Annotated in this window: 16 protein-coding genes, 1 tRNA gene and 1 other RNA gene; 12 read left to right on the top strand and 6 right to left on the bottom strand. The window is 43.5% G+C overall.

The window, feature by feature from the left end:
• Nucleotides 1–19 precede the first annotated feature (19 nt).
• Together B9A91_RS21565 and B9A91_RS21560 are read right to left on the bottom strand one after the other, a co-directional pair.
• On the bottom strand, nucleotides 20–1,654 hold the full coding sequence (locus tag B9A91_RS21565) for an ABC-F family ATP-binding cassette domain-containing protein (RefSeq protein WP_084241133.1): 1,635 nt from the start codon (nucleotides 1,652–1,654) through the stop codon (nucleotides 20–22).
• A 135-nt stretch (nucleotides 1,655–1,789) separates the two neighbouring features.
• Nucleotides 1,790–1,863 (bottom strand) — tRNA-Ile (locus tag B9A91_RS21560).
• 53 nt (nucleotides 1,864–1,916) lie between these two features.
• Here B9A91_RS21560 and B9A91_RS21555 point away from each other — a divergent pair.
• Together B9A91_RS21555 and katG are read left to right on the top strand one after the other, a co-directional pair.
• Nucleotides 1,917–2,567 (top strand): HAD family hydrolase, encoded by a 651-nt coding sequence (locus B9A91_RS21555; RefSeq protein WP_084241132.1) that lies wholly within the window; start codon nucleotides 1,917–1,919, stop codon nucleotides 2,565–2,567.
• A 159-nt stretch (nucleotides 2,568–2,726) separates the two neighbouring features.
• Nucleotides 2,727–5,000: a catalase/peroxidase HPI gene (gene katG / locus B9A91_RS21550; protein WP_084241131.1), complete on the top strand. Its 2,274-nt coding sequence runs from the start codon at nucleotides 2,727–2,729 to the stop codon at nucleotides 4,998–5,000.
• Nucleotides 5,001–5,061: 61 nt separating this feature from the next.
• Here katG and B9A91_RS21545 read toward each other — a convergent pair whose 3' ends face one another.
• Complete coding sequence (locus B9A91_RS21545) at nucleotides 5,062–6,246, bottom strand: proline dehydrogenase family protein (RefSeq protein WP_084241130.1); 1,185 nt, start codon at nucleotides 6,244–6,246, stop codon at nucleotides 5,062–5,064.
• A 96-nt stretch (nucleotides 6,247–6,342) separates the two neighbouring features.
• Between B9A91_RS21545 and B9A91_RS21540 the strand changes: the two genes are divergently transcribed.
• From B9A91_RS21540 to aroC, 6 genes are all read left to right on the top strand, one after another.
• On the top strand, nucleotides 6,343–6,549 hold the full coding sequence (locus B9A91_RS21540) for an RNA-binding S4 domain-containing protein (protein ID WP_084241129.1): 207 nt from the start codon (nucleotides 6,343–6,345) through the stop codon (nucleotides 6,547–6,549).
• Entirely contained in the window at nucleotides 6,549–7,619 is a 1,071-nt protein-coding gene (aroB, locus tag B9A91_RS21535; protein WP_084241128.1) for a 3-dehydroquinate synthase, read from the top strand. The genes B9A91_RS21540 and aroB overlap by 1 nt, the downstream gene beginning before the upstream one ends.
• Before the next feature lie 322 nt (nucleotides 7,620–7,941).
• Nucleotides 7,942–8,775 (top strand): prephenate dehydratase, encoded by an 834-nt coding sequence (locus B9A91_RS21530; protein ID WP_084241127.1) that lies wholly within the window; start codon nucleotides 7,942–7,944, stop codon nucleotides 8,773–8,775.
• 47 nt (nucleotides 8,776–8,822) lie between these two features.
• Nucleotides 8,823–9,962: a chorismate mutase gene (locus B9A91_RS21525; RefSeq protein WP_084241126.1), complete on the top strand. Its 1,140-nt coding sequence runs from the start codon at nucleotides 8,823–8,825 to the stop codon at nucleotides 9,960–9,962.
• Between the two features lie 2 nt (nucleotides 9,963–9,964).
• Nucleotides 9,965–11,224: a 3-phosphoshikimate 1-carboxyvinyltransferase gene (locus tag B9A91_RS21520; RefSeq protein WP_084241125.1), complete on the top strand. Its 1,260-nt coding sequence runs from the start codon at nucleotides 9,965–9,967 to the stop codon at nucleotides 11,222–11,224.
• Between the two features lie 2 nt (nucleotides 11,225–11,226).
• A complete protein-coding gene (gene aroC, locus B9A91_RS21515) occupies nucleotides 11,227–12,315 on the top strand; it encodes a chorismate synthase (protein WP_084241124.1) in 1,089 nt (362 codons plus the stop codon).
• 36 nt (nucleotides 12,316–12,351) lie between these two features.
• Here the strand turns inward: aroC and B9A91_RS21510 are convergent, their stop codons facing one another.
• A complete protein-coding gene (locus B9A91_RS21510) occupies nucleotides 12,352–14,775 on the bottom strand; it encodes an alpha-ketoacid dehydrogenase subunit alpha/beta (protein ID WP_084241123.1) in 2,424 nt (807 codons plus the stop codon).
• A gap of 207 nt (nucleotides 14,776–14,982) precedes the next feature.
• Between B9A91_RS21510 and B9A91_RS21505 the strand changes: the two genes are divergently transcribed.
• The 3 genes from B9A91_RS21505 to ssrA all read left to right on the top strand — a co-directional run bounded on the left by B9A91_RS21505 (nucleotide 14,983) and on the right by ssrA (nucleotide 17,117).
• Complete coding sequence (locus B9A91_RS21505) at nucleotides 14,983–15,375, top strand: DUF1573 domain-containing protein (RefSeq protein ID WP_084241122.1); 393 nt, start codon at nucleotides 14,983–14,985, stop codon at nucleotides 15,373–15,375.
• A gap of 107 nt (nucleotides 15,376–15,482) precedes the next feature.
• Nucleotides 15,483–16,685 (top strand): pyridoxal phosphate-dependent aminotransferase, encoded by a 1,203-nt coding sequence (locus tag B9A91_RS21500; RefSeq protein ID WP_084241121.1) that lies wholly within the window; start codon nucleotides 15,483–15,485, stop codon nucleotides 16,683–16,685.
• Nucleotides 16,686–16,750: 65 nt separating this feature from the next.
• Nucleotides 16,751–17,117: a transfer-messenger RNA gene (gene ssrA, locus B9A91_RS21495) on the top strand.
• A gap of 458 nt (nucleotides 17,118–17,575) precedes the next feature.
• Here ssrA and B9A91_RS21490 read toward each other — a convergent pair.
• The gene (locus B9A91_RS21490) at nucleotides 17,576–18,190 is read right to left on the bottom strand and encodes a CDP-alcohol phosphatidyltransferase family protein (protein WP_084241232.1); all 615 of its coding nucleotides are present in this window, start codon (nucleotides 18,188–18,190) and stop codon (nucleotides 17,576–17,578) included.
• 120 nt (nucleotides 18,191–18,310) lie between these two features.
• Here B9A91_RS21490 and B9A91_RS21485 point away from each other — a divergent pair, with 120 nt between their 5' ends.
• Nucleotides 18,311–18,799, top strand: coding sequence for a YdeI/OmpD-associated family protein (locus B9A91_RS21485; protein ID WP_084241120.1), 489 nt, complete (start codon nucleotides 18,311–18,313; stop codon nucleotides 18,797–18,799).
• Nucleotides 18,800–18,805: 6 nt separating this feature from the next.
• On the opposite strand, the gene B9A91_RS21480 is transcribed toward B9A91_RS21485, so the two are convergent.
• Nucleotides 18,806–21,889 (bottom strand): AsmA family protein, encoded by a 3,084-nt coding sequence (locus B9A91_RS21480; protein WP_084241119.1) that lies wholly within the window; start codon nucleotides 21,887–21,889, stop codon nucleotides 18,806–18,808.
• Nucleotides 21,890–21,923 lie beyond the last annotated feature (34 nt).

Here is a 21,923-nt window from a genome sequence, read left to right as displayed (position 1 = left end):
TAAGCGCTGCAGCACGCGGTTAATTTTGCTCAATCTCTTTCAAACTGTTCATTTTTTTGTAAGCGAGGAAGCCTTTAATGTCTTCAAAGTGTTCGCGCACGCGTTTATTCCCAAATTCGAATACTTTTTGTGCCAGTCCGTCCAGGAAATCCCTGTCGTGTGATACCAGAATCAAGGTGCCATCAAAATCCTGTAATGCCCCTTTGATAATGTCTTTGGTCTTCATGTCCAAATGGTTGGTCGGCTCATCCAGGATCAATACATTTACAGGTTCCAGCAGCAATTTGATCATCGCCAATCTTGTTTTCTCGCCCCCCGAAAGTACTTTTACCTTTTTGGTGATATCGTCGCCGCTAAACATAAAGGCCCCTAACAAATCTTTGATTTTTACCGTCCCATCGCTTAGGGGAATCTGGTCGATCGTTTCAAATACGGTCAAATTCTCATCCAGCAATGCGGCCTGGTTTTGGGCGAAGTAGCCAATCTTTGCATTGTGCCCTACTTTTAAGCCTCCCTCAAAATCGATTTCGCCCATAATGGACTTAATCATTGTCGATTTACCTTCACCATTTTTACCTACAAAAGCGACTTTTTCTCCCCGCTCAATTACCATCGATGCCTTTTCGAATACCACATGATCACCATACTTTTTGGTCAGCTCCTCAACAATTACCGGGTATTGACCAGAACGCGGCGATGGCGGGAACTTCAGGCGCAATGCTGAAGTGTCCACTTCATCAATCTCAATGACCTCGAGTTTTTCAAGCATCTTTACCCTGGATTGCACCTGTAAAGTTTTGGAGTAAGTACCTCTGAAGCGATCTATAAACTCCTGGTTATCTGCTATAAAACGTTGTTGTTCTTCGTAAGCCTTTAACTGGTGCACACGGCGGTCGGCACGCAATTGCAGGTAATGGCTGTATTTGGCCTTGTAGTCATATATCCGGCCCATGGTAACCTCAATTGTTCGATTGGTGATGTTATCTACAAAAGTACGGTCGTGTGAGATCACCATTACGGCCTTTGCCGAGTTGATTAAAAAATCTTCCAGCCATTGAATACTTTCAATATCCATGTGATTGGTTGGCTCATCCAGTAGAATCAGATCTGGTTTCTTCAATAAAATCTTGGCCAGTTCAATTCGCATGCGCCAACCACCCGAAAACTCAGAAGTCGGCCGGCTAAAGTCCTTACGCTCAAAGCCCAGGCCTTTTAGTACTTTTTCTACCTCGGCATCATAATTGACTTCCTCTGCAGAATAGAATTTCTCGCTCAATTCTGATACCCGCTCGATTAACTTCATGTAATCGTCGCTTTCATAGTCGGTCCTGATGGTAAGCTGCTCATTCAGCTCGTCCAGGTCCTTTTGCATCTGCTGCATCTCCTGAAAAGCTTTTAAAGTTTCTTCAAATACGGTAACATTATCCTGTGTAAGCAAATGCTGTGGTAAATAAGCAATTACAGCATCCTTTGGTCCGGTTACATTTCCTGAAGTGGGCTTTGCAGCATCGGCAATTATTTTTAGGATGGTCGACTTACCAGCACCGTTTTTACCCATCAGGGCTATTTTATCATTTTCATTAATTGAAAAGGTTACGTCACTGAACAGCGTGGTGCCGCCAAATGAAACGGAGATATTATTTACATTAATCACGAAATGGGGGTATTAAATTGAGTGGCAAAGATAGTGGAATTTGCTATATTTTCGAAGGTATGGCAATAACAGGCATATGAGCACCTGATGAAATTAAAAAGCCGTTCCTAATACGTTAGAAACGGCTTTTAACTGTGCGCCCACCTGGGCTCGAACCAGGGACCAAAAGATTATGAGTCTTCTACTCTAACCGACTGAGCTATAGGCGCAGTGAAAATCTTTTCGATTTTGCGAGTGCAATGTTACATATTTGTATTCAATTATGGAAACAGTTTTAGCACAAAAAATAAAAAATATTATTTTCGATTACGGCAATGTAATCTTCGAAATTGACTTCAAAAAGGCTCAAGAGGCTCTATTACAACTTGGTATTGCCAATAATACAGAATTCTTTTCGCACAAAAGCCACCATCAGCTTTTTAATAATTTTGAAACCGCGGCCATCTCACCTGCCCAGTTCCGGGAAGGGATCCGCGAAGCGGCAGGCAACAATGACCTCACAGACCAGCAAATTGATGAGGCCTGGAACAGTTTACTGGTTGGTGTACCTCCAGGGGTCCATGAGGTGTTGCTTAAAGTGAAACAGAAATACCGCACATTTTTACTGAGCAACAATAACGAAACGCATTACAATTACATTGTAGATTATCTGAAAAGAGAATTTAACATGGAAGACAATGCAGGATTGTTCGAGAAGGCCTATTACTCGCAACAAATGTTTTTGCGTAAACCCAATATCGAGATCTTTGAGCAGGTCATTAAAGAAAATAACCTGAACCCAGACGAGACCCTTTTTATAGATGATAGTCCGCAGCACATTGAAGGCGCAAAATTAGCCGGTTTACACACGCTGCTAATGACCAGGCACCCCCGAGAGCTGGAACAGGTTTTAACAGAAAACCACATCTTATAGTCAACACCGATTTATTGAAAGAGGTTAAATAGAAAACCTCTATACCTTTATAGATATTTGCTGTTTGCATCATGAACTGATTATCCATAAATTTATAATCATACCTGAGACAAAAAACAAAAGCGCATTGTTACAGCTCAATAATTTTATATAAGAAATATGGAAAACAATTCTAATGACATCAGTAAATGTCCGTTTCATAACGGCAGCATGAAGCATAATGTTGGCGGTGGCGGTACACGGAATCCCGATTGGTGGCCAAATCAGTTAAAATTAAATATCCTTCGCCAGCACTCTTCCCTATCGAACCCTATGGGTTCAGAATTCAATTATGCAGCAGCCTTTAACAGCCTGGACCTTGAAGCGGTAAAACAAGACCTGCATGCACTCATGACCGACTCCCAGGATTGGTGGCCGGCAGACTTTGGTCACTATGGCGGTCTGTTCATCCGTATGGCATGGCATAGTGCAGGCACCTATCGTGTAGGTGATGGACGTGGGGGCGCTGGTGCAGGACTACAACGCTTTGCTCCTTTAAATAGCTGGCCTGATAATGTTAGTCTGGATAAGGCACGGAGGTTACTATGGCCAATCAAGCAAAAATATGGCCGCAGCATCTCCTGGGCAGACCTGATGATACTCACGGGTAATGTTGCTCTGGAATCAATGGGCTTTAAAACCTTTGGCTTTGCCGGCGGACGTGAGGATGTCTGGGAGGCGGATGAGTCTGTGTACTGGGGTACTGAAAAAACATGGTTGGGTGGAGACCTGCGTTATGCACATGGTTCTCCCGGGGTTGAAGGTGATAGCGTATTGGTGGCGGATGACAATGCCGATGGGGACATCCACTCCAGAAAACTGGAAAAACCACTTGCCGCTGTACAAATGGGACTGATTTATGTAAATCCGGAGGGCCCGGATGGAAATCCAGATCCCGTAGCCGCAGCCAGGGATATCCGTGATACCTTTGGACGGATGGCCATGGACGATGAAGAAACAGTAGCGCTGATAGCAGGCGGTCATAGTTTCGGCAAAACCCACGGTGCAGGTGATACAGCCCTGGTGGGTAAAGAGCCCGAGGCTGCCGGTATTGAACAGCAGGGCTTTGGCTGGGCCAGCAAATTTGGCACTGGTAAAGGTGCAGATGCCATTACCAGCGGGCTGGAAGTTACCTGGACCAAAACACCTACCCAATGGAGCAATAATTTCTTTGAGAACCTGTTTGGCCACGAGTGGCAGCTTACAAAAAGCCCTGCCGGTGCGCATCAATGGGTCGCCAAAGATGCTGAGGCCGTTATTCCGCATGCATTTGACAGTTCGAAAAAGCAGCTTCCCATGATGCTGACTACCGACCTTTCATTGAGGTTCGACCCTGCTTATGAAAAAATATCCCGCCGCTTCCTTGAAAATCCGGATGCATTTGCAGATGCCTTTGCCCGTGCCTGGTTCAAACTGACACATCGCGATATGGGTCCCCGTTCACGCTATCTTGGACCGGATGTACCGGAAGAAATATTGTTGTGGCAAGACCCTATCCCAGCTGTTGACCATCAGTTGGTCACTGACGCTGACCTGACCTCCCTGAAAGCCAAAATCCTGGCATCAGGATTAACCACATCTGAACTGATCACTACCGCATGGGCCTCTGCTTCAACCTTCCGTGGTTCCGATAAACGCGGTGGTGCCAATGGTGCCCGCATCAGGCTTGCCCCGCAAAAATACTGGCAGGTAAACAATCCGCCGCAATTGCAAAAGGTACTGGACGGGCTGGAAAACATTCAGAAAGAATTTAATGCTGCCCAGGCCAATGGTAAAAGTGTTTCCCTGGCCGATCTGATTGTACTGGCAGGGTGTGCGGGAGTAGAACAAGCGGCAGCAGCAGCCGGACACAACCTTACAGTACCCTTTAGCCCAGGACGAATGGATGCTGCTCAGGAGCAAACCGATGTAGAATCCTTCGGCTATCTTGAACCTATTGCCGATGGTTTCCGGAATTACCGGAAATCAAAAATTCCGGTATCTACCGAAGAATTACTGATAGATAAAGCCCATCTGCTCACACTTACAGCGCCGGAACTGACTGTGCTGGTAGGAGGCATGCGTGTATTAGATACAAACTATGACGGCAGCAGACATGGTATATTTACCTCTCGTGCAGGTCAGCTCACCAATGATTTCTTTGTAAATCTGCTGGATATGAATACCTCCTGGAAAGCTGCCTCAGAAGACAGGGAGATTTATGAAGGCAAAGACCGCGCTACCGGGGTAACAAAATGGACTGCAACACGTGCAGACCTTGTTTTTGGTTCTAATTCAGAACTCAGGGCAATAGCTGAAGTATATGGAAGTGCAGATGCTCAGCAAAAATTTGTTAACGATTTTGTATCAGCATGGAACAAAGTGATGAACCTTGACCGGTTCGATCTGGCTTAGTATTTGAATTGCCACATAAAAAAGCCCTTGCTTATGCAAGGGCTTTTTTAGTATAACTTTATTAAAGCCTTCTGCGCTTTTTCTCCTTAATGATCAGGCCAAGCTCCCTGCTGGTTGCGCCGGCAATAGAAGTATTTTCCTGAGCCCTTCTGAAAAGATAGGGCATTACCGCCTTAACAGGCCCGTAAGGCACATACTTGGTGACATTATAACCTGCGTCAGATAAATTGAAACTTAAATTATCGCTCATGCCCAGCAGCTGTGCAAAATAAACATGCGGATGATTATGGTTAATGTTATGCTCATCCAGCAGCTGTGCAAGAATGCGGCAGCTTTCTTCATTGTGCGTACCGCAGACAAAGGCAATTTCAGCGATGTGTTCGATGCAGTAGTGTAAAGAAGCATTGTAATCCCTGTCGGACGCCGCCTTATCTGGCTGTATTGGCGAAAGATAGCCCATTTCCTCAGCACGTTTCCTTTCCTTTTCCATATAAGCACCACGTACCATCTTTACCCCAAGTATAAAGCCTTCGGCTTTGGCAATCAGGTGGTCTGCCTTCATATCAGCCAGTTTATCGTGGCGGTACATCTGGTAGGTATTGTATACAATAATCTGCTCCCTGTTAAACAGGCGCATCATATCCATAGCCAGTTCGTCAATTGTATCCTGTATCCAGGTCTCCTCTGCGTCTACCATAACGGGTACATTTTTTTCAAATGCTGCGCGGCAGATTTTTTCGCAACGTTTGCTGACTTTATCGAATTCTGCCTGTTCAGCAGCACTCAGCTCCTTTTTGGCGTCCAGCTTTTCCAGCAGACCAAACCTGCCTATACCTGTTACCTTAAAAACCGTAATGGGAATACGTGGGTCACCTGCCGCACGTTCAATCGTCCTGATGATCTCTTCGCAGGTAAAGTCAAAAACAGCCTCTTCTTCTTCCCCTTCAACAGAATAGTCCAAAATGGTACCTACATTGCCCGAATGCAGCTGTTCAATAGTGTGTTCGCACTCCGCTATGGTTTCCCCGCCACAAAAATGTTTAAATATCGTAGCCTTAATGATGCCTTTGATTGGTAACCCTATGTTAAGGCTAAAATTGGTAATGGGCGGACCTATTTTTGTTAAAAAATTACTGCTGATGACCTTAAAAAGCCAGTAAGCCGCATTTAATTCGGCGTTCGACTTATTGCGGAACGCAATTTCGGTATCATCAAAATTTAATGATTTTTTGGGGGGTGTTTCCATTTACGAATGTCAGTTAGTCATTTTGCATGCAAAAGTATAAATTCCCTTGCTATTGGTGGTAAAACACTTTATAATTAATTGTAAGTTTGCCATGCGATGATAAAATTTAAATTAGAAGGCGAGTTTATCCCGCTTATTCAATTGTTAAAAGCTACCGGACTGGTACAAAGCGGCGGAGAAGCACAAACTGTGGTTGAAGACGGCCTGATCAAATACAACGGAACAGTAGACTACCGTAAAAGGCTGAAAGTCCGTGTTGGCGATGTAATTGATTTTATGGGACAAAAAATAACAGTAATTTAATGAACAAATTAGACAGTGCCGGTCACAGCATTTATTTTGAAACCGGACTCGAATCCTTAGCAAACATTGTTGAGTCGGGCAGATACAGTAAGATCTTTGTCTTTGCAGACAGCAATACTTCCGAACTATGTCTGCCGCTTTTCCGCGAAATGATGAACGACTTCCATGGTTTTGACCTGATAGAAACCGATCCGGGAGAAGAAAACAAGAACATCGATTTTTGCATAGGCATCTGGAAAACTTTGCTTGATTTTGGTGCCGACCGCAAATGTTTAATGATCAACCTGGGTGGCGGTGTAATTACCGACATGGGGGGATTTGTGGCTTCCACCTATAAAAGAGGGATCGATTTTATCAATATCCCAACCACTTTATTGTCGCAGGTAGATGCCTCTGTTGGTGGCAAAACCGGCATTGATGTAGATAATGTTAAAAATATGGTGGGTACATTTACCCTTCCGCAATGCGTTTTCATTGAAACGGCATTTTTAAAAACATTGCCGCAACGGGAGTTGCTTTCAGGCTTTGCCGAAATGATCAAGCATGGTTTAATTGCAGACCAAGAATATTATCAAAACTTAAAGAACAGCGACTATCTGCAGGTTTCTGCCCCGGCCATCTACCGTTCGGTTGAAATAAAGAATGATGTGGTCACCGAAGACCCACATGAAAAAGGGCTGAGAAAGATCCTTAACTTCGGGCATACCATTGGCCATGCCGTGGAGACTTATTCGCTCATCAACGATGCACAGCCACTTACACATGGCGAAGCCATTGCCATAGGGATGATTTGCGAGGCCTTTCTATCCTCAACAAACAACACTTTTAAGGCTGAGGAACTGGAAGATGTCACTGCTTATATCAGCAAATTGTATCCTGCTTATGCGATTAAGGAAGAGAGTTTTGCCCAGCTGATGGAATTTATGCAAAGCGATAAGAAGAATGAAAACGGACAGATCATGTTCTCCTTACTGAGCGGCATCGGTAAATGCGACTACAACTGCAGGGTATCGGAAAAAGACATTCTAGAAAGTTTTGCTTACTTTAACCATATTGGCTTTAACCCATAAGCTTAAAGTTTTAAGCCTCAATTTATAAACCGGGAGCAACAAAAAAATATTTTTTTTATTTAAGTATTGACAAATAAAATTTTGTTAGTACATTTGGCGAAATGAAATAGAGATGGGTTCTGGAAACAGTATTCATTATAACAGAGAAAAAATGAGAAACATCACTACATATTGGTTTGGTTACTTTTACTACTTTAGTAAGAGCCGGGACTAATATGCACTGATATCAACACGATAATTGTATACGAAAGTCCCGGCCCAACGCCGGGACTTTTTTTGTTTAAACATAGCCAGAATTAAAAAAAAGGATAAAATTAAACCAATGAAAAAAGGACCAAGAGTAGCAATACAAGGCATTAAAGCCTCTTTCCACGAAGAAGCAGCCTTCAAATTTTTCGGAAAGGACATTCAGACCATCGAATGCAATTCTTTTAAACAAACCTGTGAGAGTTTAGAAAAAAAAGAAGCGGATTTCGTTGTCATGGCCATCGAAAATTCTATTGCCGGAAGCCTTTTACCCAATTACACGCTGATCCGTGAATATAATTTTGCAGTGGTAGGTGAAGTATACCTGCCCATTCAATTGCACCTGATGGCCTTGCCTGGTGTTAAATTTGAAGACGTAAAATACGCTACCTCCCATCCTATTGCCCTGCGCCAGTGTGTCGATTTTTTCTACGATTATCCACAGATACAGGTAATCGAAGGTAGTGATACTGCGGCCTGCGCCAAACGCATCAAAGAAGAGCAGCTAACTGATACTGTTGCTATTGCAAATACCCTTGCTGCCGAGATGTACGGTCTCAACATCATCGAAAGAAGAATTGAATCAAACAAAAAGAATTTTACCAGGTTCCTGATCCTTAAACTTGATAAAACTGAGGAATTGAAAGACATCAACAAAGCTTCCATTTGTTTCCAGACAGGAAATCATGTAGGTGCCCTATCCAAAATCCTGAACATTTTTGCCGAGCAGCAATGTAACCTTACCAAAATCCAGAGCATGCCTGTTTTAGGTAAACGCAACGAATATTACTTCTATGTGGATATGGAATGGAGCAATATGGAAAACTACGATAAAGCCATTCGCCAGGCTTTGAAATACACAGCAAACTTCAACATTATGGGCGAGTACCAAAAGAACGATAAAGTATAAAGTCCGAAAAATAGTCTTCGTAAAATAAAAATTTAAACCCCAACAAAATGAAACTAAAATTGAACATTCAGCCATTAAACACCTGGCTTAACACCAACAACGAGCCCCTGATTATTTCTGGTCCCTGCAGTGCAGAAACCGAAGAACAATTGTTGACTACCGCACATTTACTTGCCGAAACCGGAAAAGTATCAGTACTGAGGGCCGGTATATGGAAACCACGCACCCGTCCGGGAGAATTTGAAGGCATCGGCAGTATAGGACTGGAATGGCTGAAAAGAGCAAAAGCTGAAACCGGATTACCAACTGCTGTAGAGGTTGCCAACGCTAAACACGTTGAAGAGGCTTTAGCTGCAGGAGTAGATATTTTATGGATCGGTGCACGTTCAACCGTTAACCCTTTCACTGTTCAGGAAATTGCGGATGCCTTGAAGGGTGTCGACATCCCTGTATTGGTAAAAAACCCGGTAAACCCTGACCTTCAATTGTGGATAGGTGCTTTAGAACGCATCAACGGAGCTGGTATTACCAAACTGGGTGCCATTCACCGCGGTTTCTCTTCATTCGAAAAAAGTTCATTCCGTAACGAACCAATGTGGGAGCTTGCCATTCAACTGAAAACATTATGCCCTGAATTGCCGATCATTAACGACCCGAGCCATATCTGCGGTAACCGTGAACTGATCCCTTACATCTCTCAGAAAGCGCTGGACCTTGACATGCAGGGCTTAATGATAGAATCGCACTTAGACCCTTCTGTGGCCTGGACGGATGCCAAGCAGCAGGTTACTCCGGCAGCACTGAGTGAATTGGTTGACCGCCTGACTGTACGTGAGCCTGAGTCTAAAAACGAAGCCTTTACAGATCAGCTGGCAGAACTGCGTAAACAAATTGATAAAATAGATGACCTGCTGTTACAAAAATTGGGCGAGCGTATGGCGATCGTAGCTAAAATAGGCGAATTTAAACGCGACAACCAGGTAACCATTTTACAGGTAAACCGTTGGGAAGCCATCGTTAAAAAAGGTGCCTCATTTGCAAAAGCATTGAAATTAGATTTAAACTTTACTGAAAAATTCCTGGAATTGGTACACGGAGAATCCATCCGTAAACAAACAGAAATTATGAATGCAGGCAAAGCAGAAAAAGGTATTGCCGCCGAAGCACATACAGAAGTTAAATCTTAACAATGAGTAAGAACGCAATTGTTTCTTTTAAAGGGAATAAAGATATAAATGCTGAAATAGCCTTAACCGGTTCAAAAAGCGAAAGCAACAGGGCGCTGATCATCAGTGCCCTGTCTGGCGGCCTGGTAAGTGTCGACAACCTTTCTGATGCTGTAGACACCGTTACGCTGAACAACATTCTCAAAGCAATCCGGGAAGAAAATGACCCGGACACCTTTTTCTCTGTTGATGTAGGACACGCTGGTACGGCCATGCGTTTTCTTACGGCCTATCTAACCATTACCAGAGGTATGTTTCACCTTACCGGCTCTGGCAGGATGAAAGAACGCCCTATAAAATTACTGGTAGAGGCCTTACGTGAACTTGGTGCTGAGATCAGGTATGCCGGTCAGGAAGGTTTCCCTCCACTCGACATCAGCAAGCACTTTGCACAAAGCAGCCGCAAGGTTAAAATCGCCGGGAACATTAGCAGTCAATACCTATCTGCGCTATTAATGATCGCCCCTTCCCTACCTTTGGGCTTGTCGCTGGAAATTGAAGGTGAACTGACTTCGCGCCCATACCTGGAAATGACTTTGAGCATGCTCGAAGAAGCAGGAATCGGCTACAAATGGGAAGAACAGACGATCCATATCGACCATCAACCTTTTAAGACCTGTAATTTAATTGTGGAACCCGACTGGAGCGCAGCCTCTTATTGGTACAGCATTGTTGCCCTGGCTGACCATGGAAACATCAGCCTGCCACATTTAAAAGAAAAAAGCTTACAGGGCGACAGCAGGATCAGGGAAATTATGGTACCTTTTGGCGTACGAACATCACAAACTGCCAACGGAATTGCCTTAAAGTCTGGCACCTCAATAGCCATTAATGAAGTGCTGAACTTAAAGGACTGCCCCGATCTGGCGCAAACCATTATCGTTTGTGCTGCCGCTAAAGGCTTAAACCTTTCGTTCACCGGATTAGAGACGCTGAAAATAAAAGAGACGAACAGGGTGTTGGCCCTGCAGCAGGAGCTGGCCAAAATTGGTGTAACATTAGCGGAAAACAATGAAGTATATACCTTAAATTGCAGTCAGTTGAGTTTTCCGGAAAAAGTGATTTTTGCCACCTACGATGACCATAGGATGGCAATGGCATTTGCCCCTTTAAGTCTGTTTATTAAAGAAGTGGAAATGGAAGACTACCAGGTGGTAGAGAAATCTTATCCCGACTTCTGGAAAGATTTGGAGAAAGCAGGTTTTACAGTAAAAGAAATTTAAATATGGCAGGCAATACATTTGGTCAGTTATTTCGCATCAGCACCTTTGGCGAGTCACATGGAACAGCCATAGGCGTTATTTTAGATGGTTGCCCGGCACAGCTGCCTATCGACCTGGAATTTATCCAGTCAGAGTTGGACAAACGCCGGCCGGGACAATCAAAAATCACCACACAGCGCAAAGAAAGCGATACGGTCCAGGTTTTATCCGGAACATTTGAAGGAAAAAGTACAGGAACCCCTATCGCCATGCTCATTCCTAACGAAGATCAGCGGAGCAAGGATTACAGCCACAATACTGATGTTTACCGCCCCTCGCATGCAGATTATACTTACGATGCCAAATATGGCATCCGCGACCATCGGGGCGGCGGACGTTCTTCGGCAAGGGAAACCGCGGCAAGAGTAGCAGCCGGTGCCATTGCCAAGTTGCTGCTCAAACATTATGGCATTGAAATTTTTGCCCATGTTGCAGCAGTGGGAAAAATCACAGCCCCTAATCTGGATGGCGATAATATCGCTGAGTTGCTGGCAAGTAGGGAAGCCAATATCGTTCGCTGTGCAGACCCGGCAACTGCAAACCAGATGATAGAATTCATTGACAGCGTAAGGAAAGACGGGGATACTGTTGGCGGAAAGATCAACTGCATCATCAAAAATTGCCCGGTTGGTTTGGGCGAACCAGTGTTTGATAAGCTTCATGCCGATCTGGGTAAGGCCATGCTTAGCATTAATGCCGTACATGGTTTTGAATATGGTTCTGGTTTTGCAGGAAGTGATATGAGAGGCTCCGAACACAACGATATTTTCCTGGCTACAGGGGACGCTCCTAAAACACTGACCAATTTCTCTGGTGGTATTCAGGGTGGCATCTCTAATGGTATGGAAATCAATTTCACCGTTGCTTTCAAGCCTGTAGCTACCATTATGCACAACCAGCAAACCATCAATGCAGCAGGCGAGGCTGCAGAAATCAAAGGAAAAGGCAGACACGATCCTTGTGTAGTACCAAGAGCAGTAGTTATTGTAGAAGCAATGGCTGCGCTGGTACTTGCAGATCATTTGCTCAGAAACAAAACGAGCAGGTTATAACCTGCTCGTTTTGTTTAATCATGTCTGGGTGATGACTTAGAATATCGCCGGATATTTACTTGGATTGCTTTCATGCATCATGCTATATACGGCTTCAATTACATCATCTACAGAAGGCTTACTGAAATAATCCCCATCAGAACCATAAGGAGGCCTGTGTGCTTTGGCACTCAGTGTTTTAGGCTGTCCATCCAAATGGTAATAACCCTTTTGCTCTTCCAGTATCTGCTGGAGTAAAAACGCGGTTCCACCTCCCGGCACATCCTCATCTACCACGAGCAATTTATTGGTTTTAGCCAATGATCCGGCACAGATCTGCTCGGTATCAAAAGGCAGTAAAGTCTGCGGATCTACAATTTCGACCGAGATCCCCATCTGGGCCAATTCCTCAGCTGCCTCTTCTACAATCCTTATGGTAGAACCATAGGAAACCACGGTAATATCAGCACCCTCCCGAACGATTTCGGCCTTGCCAAAAGGAACGGTATATTCACCAATGTTTTCAGGTAGCTTTTCTTTCAAACGGTAGCCATTCAGGCATTCTATGATCAGCGCAGGTTCATCAGACCTGAACAAGGTATTGTACATCCCTGCAGCCTGTGTCATGTTTCTTGGCACAAGAATGTGCAGGCCCCTTAGCGAACCCAGGATCATTCCTATAGGTGATCCGGAATGCCATACCCCCTCCAGTCTGTGCCCGCGTGTCCTGATGATCACTGGTGCCTTTTGCCCGGCTTTGGTGCGGTAAGACAAGCTAGCCAGATCATCGCTCAGTACATTCAGCGCGAAAACCAGATAATCCAGGTACTGGATTTCGGCAATAGGACGCAAACCACGTAAAGCCAAACCAATTCCCTGCCCTACTATGGTCATTTCCCGGATACCAGTATCTGTAATCCTCAGATCGCCATACTTGGCCTGTAAACCGGCAAAACCCTGATTTACATCACCTATTGCACCCAAATCTTCTCCAAAAGCTACCAAACGCTGGTCGCGGGCAAAGTTCGAGTCAAAGCAGGCATTCAGCAATTCCCGGCCGTCAACCATTTTACTCTGCTCCGTATAAACCGGTTTCAGTTCACTGACCAGCGATGGACTTTCATTGCCCTCTGTAAATAACTTTGAATTGTATCGGTCTGTATTGAGTGCTTCCTGTGCATTATACCAGGATAAAAGCGCGCTCCGGTCTGCTGAAGACTGGTTAACAGATAAGCGTAAAGCTTTTCTTGCTGAAGAGATCACTTCCCTTCTTTGTGCATCTGGTGTATTGGCCAGTTGAGCTGCAATTTTTATTAATGTAGGATCACCTGCTGCCAGGTCATTGATCATTGCAATCACCTGATCTTTTTCGGTTTTAATCGATCCCAGGAATTCGTTCCAGGCTTCTTTCTGGGTTTCACGCACAAAATTCTTGGCTGTAACTTCCAGCTCGGTCAGTTCTTCGTCGGTAATGATAGCCGATTCGAGCATCCATTTACGCATCTGAAGGATACAGTCGTACTCTTTTTCCCATTCCAGCCTGGCTTTATCCTTGTAACGTTCGTGCGAACCAGAAGTAGAATGGCCTTGCGGCTGTGTAACCTCCGTTACATGGATCAGGACAGGGATATGCTCAGTACGGCAAACATCAATTGCACGCTGGTAAGTTTCGCAAAGCGCCGGGTAATCCCAGCCTCTTACTTTATAAATTTCGTAGCCCTCGCCTTTTTCATCGCGCTGAAAGCCTTTTAGTATTTCAGAAATATCTTCTTTGGTAGTCTGGTATTTTGCAGGAACAGAAATGCCGTAAGCATCGTCCCAGACAGACATCGCCATAGGAATCTGTAAAACACCCGCAGCATTCATCGCTTCAAAAAACACACCTTCTGAGGTGGAGGCATTACCAATGGTACCAAAAGCGACCTCATTTCCATTTACAGAGAAATTCTTCAGGTATTCCAGTTCAGGGTTTTGCCTGTATAGCTTTGAAGCGTATGCCAGGCCCACCAGTCTGGCCATCTGACCACCTGTCGGCGCAATGTCTGAAGAACTGTTTTTAATTTCTGTCAGGTTTTTCCAGCTACCGTCTTCGTTGATGGAGCGTGTAGCGAAGTGACAGTTCATTTGCCTGCCTGCCGATGCCGGATCAGCCTCCACACTTGGATTTGCATACAGCTGGGCAAAGAATTCTTTAATGGTACAAATCCCTGCAGCAAAGGCAAAGGTCTGGTCACGGTAATAACCCGAGCGCCAGTCGCCATTTTTAAAAGCCTTGGCCATGGCAATCTGCGGCAACTCTTTACCATCTCCAAAAATACCGAACTTTGCTTTTCCTGTTAAAACTTCCTTTCGCCCAAGTAAACTCGCCTGTCTGCTTTCATAAGCTATTTTATAATCATTTATAACAATGGTTTTGAAATCGTCAAAACTTAACTCAGCGGCATCAATAGGGTTGGTAGTGAGTTTAACATTTGGCATCATAAGCAAAAAAGTTATACGGCAAAGATACACAAAATCTAAAGTATGACTTAACAGTGTTGATTAATTTATATGTTGGAATACTTTTTGTTTTACCAAATTAAAGATTAAATTTGCTCATAAACCATCCAATAGGACAGATTCAAGGCTGTTATTGAACTGATCAATACATTTGGATTTTTGTCCACAACGAATTAAAAAAAGACACTGATGAAAAAGCTATTATTATTGTTTACCCTGACTTTAGGACTAAGTGTTGCTGTTAACGCCCAGTCAAAACCTGCCGAGTTTAAGTTTGATAAGGAGAGTTATGATTTTGGAAAAATTCCTCTGAACAAGCCTGCAAGCGTAGAGTTTAAATTCACCAACATTGGCGATCAGCCGCTGATCATTACCAAGGTAGAGACTACCTGCGGCTGTACAGTTCCGGAATATACCCAAACACCTATTAAAAAAGGTGATGCAGGTGTAATTAAAGTAACCTACAACCCTACGGGTGCTGCTTTGCCTTTCAGCAAAAGCATTACCATTACTTCAAATGCTAAAACCACTACCAAAGTATTGTACATTAAAGGAGAAACGGTAGCTGCAGCCAGCAAATAGGGAACCTGAAAGATATTTTGATTAAAAACCTCGTTAATCAACGAGGTTTTTTAATTTTGTGTCCATAGAAAAACTAACTTATTCATTCACATTCTTGCATTTATAACATGCCTAATATCTCGGAAAAGGGGCTTCAAATGCCCGCTTCACCAATAAGAAAACTAACTCCTTATGCCGACCAGGCAAAAAGGGAGGGTAAAAAAGTGTACCATTTAAACATCGGGCAGCCAGACATCGCTACCCCGGAAGGAATGCTGAATGCCATTAAAAATATAGACTTTAACGTATGGGCCTACACCCCGTCGGAAGGTACTTTAAGCTACCGCAGCAAGCTGGCAGAATATTACAACAAACTAGGCTATAACATTACTCCTGCAGATATATTGGTTACCGTAGGTGGTTCAGAAGCCATCACCATAGCCATGCAAACCTGTGTAAATGAAGGTGATGAAATCATTATCCCTGAGCCTTTTTATGCAAACTACAATGGCTTTGCCTGTATGAGCAATGTGGTGGTTAAACCTATACTTTCTCATATAGAAAATGGTTTTGCCTTACCTCCTGTTGCAGAGTTCGAAAAGCTGATCACCGAAAAAACAAAGGCCATCATCATCTGCAACCCGAACAACCCAACCGGTTACCTGTATTCAAGAGAAGAGCTGGAGGCCTTAAAGGCACTTTGTTTAAAATATGACCTGTTCCTGTTCTCGGACGAAGCCTATCGTGAATTTTGCTATGATGGCCGTGAGTTCATTTCACCTGCACACCTGGAAGGTTTAGAGCAGCACGTGGTGGTAATGGATACCGTTTCTAAAAGATACAGCGCCTGTGGTGCCAGGCTGGGTTGCATGATCACCAAAAACAAGGAGGTGATACAGGCAGGTTTAAAATTTGCACAGGCAAGGTTGAGTCCGGGAATGGTAGAGCAGATTGCCGGGGCTGCTGCTGTAGATACACCAGACAGCTATTTTGAAGAGGTGAATAAAGAATATACTTTACGCAGAGATACCCTTGTACAAAGACTAAATGCCATGGAAGGTGTATTTTGCCCTAACCCGGGCGGCGCATTTTATGTAGTTGCCAAACTGCCTATTGATGATGCTGATCAGTTCTGTCAATGGATGCTGGAGAGCTTCAGCAGCAATGGCGAAACTGTAATGATGGCACCTGCCACAGGCTTTTACTCAACCGAAGGTTCAGGAAAAAATGAAGTCAGAATGGCTTATGTATTAAACACAGCAGACCTTAATAAGGCTATGGATTGCCTGAATATTGCTTTGCAACAATATCCTGGCCGTAAAATGGCATAATTTTCGTATCTTTGTATGCTGATGGAACAAGGAAAAGTTTAATCCCTGAACATCAGCATACTAATGGGCTCGTTCTGGATTTGACAGGGTGACGCTGGGTATGTAAGCATGCAGTGCGTTGTACGGAGAGCACTTAAAAGAGAACGTTCACACTATAATTGGCGAAAATAACTACGCCTTAGCTGCCTAATTTAGAATTAGCCTAGCTTTTGTCCCTCTAACTGCTGCGATGTTAGGTTAGAATATGGGACATCGAAATAACAACGCTGGCAACTGTAAGGTGCGGTACAGTTGCGAGATAAAGCACCTAAGGTGAAAGGTTAGGTCGGTTTCCAGCCCGCCAGATCCCTACAAATAATTGGAAAATAAGCATGTAGAAGGCATAATTTATCGCACAACTGGACAAGGGTTCGACTCCCTTCGAGTCCACGAAACCCTGAAAAGTATTTATTTTCAGGGTTTTTTTTATCATAAACACCTAAGAACAAGCCATTCCAAGGGTTATAACGCTTGCCAACTGGTGTTGTGAAAATGTTTAAATTGTCAGTTAGATTGCTAAAAATCAAACCCAAAATGAAGTCCGGGTTCAAAACCAAAATATTTAGCCCATTTACTTTCTTTATCTTCAAAAGATTGTGGCGTATTTGTTTTTATAGATTGTATGCCAATCCAATTACATTTTGGCGTACACGTCCGGGATAGTTTTCTCCCGGTGCATCAAATGATTTTCCCCATGGGATACCTAGCGGGTAAGCAAACCTTGATCTTTTTAATTTAGATTGGCGGGATCCCATCACTCCTTCACTTAAGTTAAGAAATGAAACTTTTATTATTTCTTACGGGTTTTGCTTTTTTTAATCATCCGGCAAAGATCGGATGATTACTCTTCCTTAGCCATTAAATAATTTATTCCTTTTAATCGGCTTCCCCTTTCGGATCATTACCGCATGATAAAGGCTTGGCACATCATTTTCCCATTTCCTGATGATAAAGAGAATGGCAATAATCTCCATTCTGGTAATCATTCCGAGATAAAAACAAGTCATAAACAGCCAGCCGGAATCACAGGTAGCCATAAGCTGCACCAGTGTAGCAAGAATAGTCAGTGTCCAGATCTTTGAAGCAATGGCATGTGTAGCCACTTCTTTTCTGAATTTCAGGTAACTTACTATATACGTCAGCGCCTCTGCACCCAACAAGGTAAGCAACAGGAGTCCATTTTCTTTGAAAAAATCGCTACAAATTACATAGGCAGCAGTCAATGCACTTAACCAGAAAACCTGGTCTATGAATGAATCCATACGGCGAAGTTTAACCGTAGAAACATTTAATTTTCGGGCAATGATCCCATCAAAAACATCGGTAATTAAGCCGGTTATTAGCAACATATTGATAATTGGCCTGAAATGCTCCGGCTGTATAAAACTCAGCAATAAAATCAGCACACTAAACAACAAGCGGCTGTAAATTAATAGAATTGGAATGTGTTTTAAGTATTTCTTCATTTCCAGGTTGCTCACATTATATGCACGAATGTACAAATTAATTGTTCAGCAGCGCCGAGTCTGAATTTCCGGTATTGCCAAGTTTCTTTATCTTTAAACCAGATATCCTCAAAACAAAAAATGAAAAGTCTTGCTTTCCAGGCCACGCTGGAAATAATTGGGATCAATCCCTACGTCCAGGTTCCTGAAGTTACTCTAGCCGAAATTTTTGATCAGGCTGGAAAAAATAAAGGTCCCATTCCTGTAGCCGGAACCATAAACGGCTTACCATACCAGCAAACGCTTTTAAGGTATAACGGACTTTGGCGACTTTACATCAATACCACAATGCTTAAAGATTCTCCCAAGCGTATCGGAGAAACTATCAAAGTGACCATTAAATTTGATCCTTCCGACAAAACAATTACACCTCATCCTGGATTAATTAAGGCATTAAAAGAAAATTCAGCAGCCAAATCTAAATTTGAGCAGCTCAGCCCTTCCCTGCAAAAAGAGATTGTAAGATACATTTCCAGCTTAAAAACCGAGAAAAGCAGAAACCAGAATATTGAAAAAGCAATTCAATTTTTATTGGGCAATGGCCCGTTTATAGGAAGAAAAACGATTTAACCGGGATTACTCCTCCGATGTTTCTTCCAGCTTCCCCTCTTTGTTCCGCTTAAGGGCCACTTTTGGATTCTCCTGTGTACCGGTAATGCTTAAAGGGATACCCAATATACCAAATGGCGGCAGACCCAAACGGCCACTCATGTTCAAACGCCCGTCAAAACTTACTTGTCCTTCAAAACGTGGCCTGAAACCGGCTACACGCATTTTAAACCGCTCTATACTGATGACGTTATTGGCTATCTTACTTTTAATCTGTACTTCCGAGACATCAGGATTGCTCAGACTGTCGCGCCTGGTCGCCTTGCTTACCGCATTCATCAGCTTAAAGCCCATCAGGCTTACCTTTTTCACAGAAAGTATGCCTTCCCCTTTTAAAGACGGATATACCGGCATCATATCTTTGTTCAGTTTACCCGAAAGCTGGTAATCCAGGCCTATTACTCCTTTAACTTTGGCAGCCGAGGTAGCCATGTCCCTGAACAGCTTAATCTCCTTATAGGCCTTTGCAATATCGAATTCCTTCGCCTGTATATGGTAATCAAATGCAGCTGCAACAGGGCTCAGGCTTTTGTATTTAGCGTCCATGCTCACCGCAGCATCAATCAGGTTAAACTGCGTTTGGTTCAATTCCAGCGTCCCATTGTTAAGTGTAACCCTACCCTTTGCATTTTTTATGACCAAGCCATTGTAATACACTGAACCTGCGTCTGCAGTTAAACTTACATTTAAATTATCAGGAATGATAATTACCCCACTGGCAGCAGCACTGCCTTTTGAAGCCGATACTGGCGCAGCATCATTATAAGCCATTAATTCATCTGCATAGAGCTTTCCGCTTTTCAGGTTAAAAGTACCGGTAAGTTTGGCTTTATCCAAAAGCACATAGTTCACCACATTTCCGAGAAAACCTTCCATGCTGAAGTCAGACTGCCCATAGCTGCCCCTAAACTGCTCAAACTTCATTTTATCCTGTTTGAAGGAAAACACCCCGTTTTTTACCAGGAAGGATTTCGGGAAAAGGTCTGAATTAAAGGTCATTTCCTTAATCACTACCCTACCCCTGTTGTCCAGTTTGTGATACCTTCCGGCCATCGCATCGCTCTGGCGGCCGCTAAATGAAACATCCGTAAAAACAGATCCCTTTACATCGTAACCCTTGACCGCAAAAATCCGGTACATCTTACCAATATCAACGCTGCCTTTAGAGGTAATTTTGTAACTGATGTTTTCCAGGTTCTGTACCGCAGCACGCAATTGAAAAGGTTGTCCGCCCATTTCAAAGGACACCGGTTTAATGTTCATTACCGTATTTTTTAAACTGCCGTCGCGGTTGGTGAGCACCCCATCAATCATAATCCGCTCCAGGGCCTGGTCAAAATGCGCAGTTTTAATCCTGCCATCATTCAACAGAATAGCCGCCTCGGTAACCGGAAACTGCTTTTTCTTTTTGTTGTAAGCACCCCTGCTTTTCAGGTTCAGGTTTAACTTACCATTCAGCTCCAGATCTTTTAAAGGATAAAACTCCTTAATTTCTGCCAGGTTCAGCAGTCCGTTCAGCTGCACATCAATAGGTCTATTGCCCGAGGTTTTCAATTTTGCAAATCCCCTGATGTAATTCGATAGCGCCTGTATGTTCAGGTTGCTCAGTTCAAATTCTGTATGCCTGTAATCGCCATCTTTGTTATGGCCATTGATGTTAAAATTAATTTTATCGATAGCTGCCGGAAGTGACGCATATTTAAAATATCCATTGCTTAAGCTGGAAGTTAATTTAAATACAGGAACGGTAGCAATTACGGTATCTACCTGCCTGATGCCGCTCCGAACTACCTTTCTGGTGTACTTACCTTCACCATGCAGGTTCATTAAAAACCGTCCCCTGAGCTGTTCCAGACTAAAAATCTTCGCCCATTTCTCCAGGTCTATATCGGCCCGGCTGTTCACGTAAATCTCCGGTTCTTTCAAACCCCTTAAATTGAGCATGGCGCCTACATAGTCTTTTCCCATGTTGAAGTATAAGCTGTCCATGTTGATGTACAGGCTATCCGGATTTAAAGAAGGGAGCTTGGTCTGCAGGTTAATGTACAGCTTGCTGATAGGCTCAGGAGCTTTAGGGTTGGAAATCTCACCCTCCCTTATCTTTAAGTTAAAAGACAGCGTTGGCATAATGTGCTGCCCCGCAAGGTATTTCCCGATTAAAGAGGCCTTGATCTCTGCATAGCCCTTGATGTTTGTCTTTTCCATCCGCTCTGCAATTGCAGGGGGTAGCGCCGTAAATATATTGTGCAGATCGGTTTCCTTCGCCTTTGTTCTGAACTTGATGTCGTACCCTCCTTCTATAAAGGAAAATCTGCCCACAAAATGAATGGGCAGAGAATTGATCTTCAGGTCATTTTCATCAAACATCAGGTCCAGCGAGTTGGTATTGATCTTGGTAACCAGCCTGGCATTGATCTTTTTATTTAACAGATAGGGCTCATTGTTATAATAAACATCCAGTGAGCCAATCTCCGCTCTACTGCTCAGGTCGAATATGGCCTTGCTCAGATCTCCCTTGCCCGAATAGTTCAAGTCCCTGGCACTGATCAGCATCGGAACGGAATGGTCGTTATAAATCAGCTTGCTTTTATTGATAAAAATACCTTCTATCTTTATGGCAGTAGCAGCAGTATCGGCTTGGGTGGTAGCTTTCTCTTTACTTTCATAAACATCATAATTGGCATTCCCTTTTTTATCAACCTCAATATTGATCACCGACTCATCCAGGTATACCTGGTCTATTTTTATTTTATCGGAGAAAATACTGGCCAGGTTTACCCTGAATGCAAGCGATTTACTATACAACAGGGTATCTCTTTCAAACGGCGCAGCGCCTTTCAGCAAAAAATCACTCAGGTTAAGTGTAAGCGATGGGAAATGACTGAAAAAAGACAGCCCCACACCACTGAACTTAATTTCACCCCGAATACTTTTATTGATGGATTGCTGGACTTCCCTTGAAATGGTTTCCTTAAATAAATATGGGGCCGTGAATAACATCAGCAATAAAACGCCAAAGCTTATTCCCGTAATTTTTAATGCTTTTTTCAATCTGATAATAAGTTAATGCAGAACGTCGCTGCAA

It is taken from the genome of Pedobacter africanus, assembly GCF_900176535.1.
Classification (GTDB): Bacteria; Bacteroidota; Bacteroidia; order Sphingobacteriales; family Sphingobacteriaceae; genus Pedobacter; species Pedobacter africanus.
Note: the sequence above shows the minus strand (reverse complement) of the source record. Positions and strands in the feature narration are given on the sequence as shown.